Annotated in this window: 1 protein-coding gene and 1 pseudogene; both read right to left on the reverse strand. The window is 28.1% G+C overall.

Features of this window, described 5'->3' with window-relative positions; genetic code table 11:
* The coding region (locus CD122_RS11520) for a glycosyltransferase family 2 protein (protein WP_103359042.1) at positions 1-829 on the reverse strand (829 nt) is incomplete at its 3' end.
* A pseudogene (locus tag CD122_RS12415) lies at positions 819-1083 on the reverse strand (hypothetical protein); the annotation flags it as partial. The pseudogene CD122_RS12415 and the gene CD122_RS11520, both read right to left, overlap by 11 nt.

The following is a 1083-nucleotide window of genomic DNA, read 5'->3' on the forward strand; positions in this document are numbered from 1 at the left end:
TAAGATTTGTATATCGATTTAAAAATATAGAAAGTAAATTCAATTTATCTTCGGTTGGCAAATCTAAAGATTGAATAAAATAGTAAACGGATAAATATATTTTTACGGCATCTCTTGGTGGAGCGCCGTTATTTGAGAGTGCAACTTCATCTTGTTGATCATAAAAGTAATAATTTTTTTTGTTTCCTAATATGGCGATATTATTAACCACGCTGTAGACTTTCATTGTGAACCAATTATCTTCACGTACCCTGATATCCTCAGGGAAATTGATTTTATATTCTTCAATTATCTCTTTTCTAATTAGTTTTCCAATAATATTTAAACTGTTGTATAACTTTGTATCTATGAAATTTAAGCCTATTTGAGTTTCAGTGTAATGAAAAGCAGAGCGACTAATTGAGCGAGTGCTGCCTTCCGCTCTAAAATAAGGTAAACAAATAAGTTCAACAGTATTATCCTTATCTGCTATTTTCATCGCATCACTTAAAGTATATGGTGTGATATAATCATCGGAGTCTATAAATAGTATCCATTCACCAATAGCATGCTGTAAACCGACATTTCTTGGTTTGGATGCTCCTCCTGAATTTGATTCTAATTGAATTAAAGTGAAATTAGGGAATCGATCTTTAAATTTTAATATTTCTTCATATGAATTATCGCTAGAGTAATCATCAACTAGTATGAGTTCGATTTTATCTAAAGGATAATCAGTATCTAGCATTTTTTCAAGAGAATAATCAATTTTTTGAGCTCTATTATAAACAGGTATAATTATAGAAATAATAATATTGTTATTTGAGTAGTTAGTTTTATTAATCTTCATAGTTAACCTCGCAGTCATATTGGGCTAATATATTTTTTGCTTCTGATAAATTTTTAAAAGAGGTGAATAAAATCGTTCTACTTTCACCACGAATAAAGCCACTGTAATATGTTCTTCCAATTATAAATGAATTACTATATTTAAATAATTCAAATTTATAAACTTTATAAATTTTTAATAAGTCATTAACGGAAAAACTTTGTCTTTGCTTTCTCATAAATCGACCAGTTAAATTAATTGCAACTGAGTTATTT

The sequence above is a fragment of the Staphylococcus rostri genome, assembly GCF_002902145.1.
In the GTDB taxonomy this organism is placed as follows: Bacteria; Bacillota; Bacilli; order Staphylococcales; family Staphylococcaceae; genus Staphylococcus; species Staphylococcus rostri.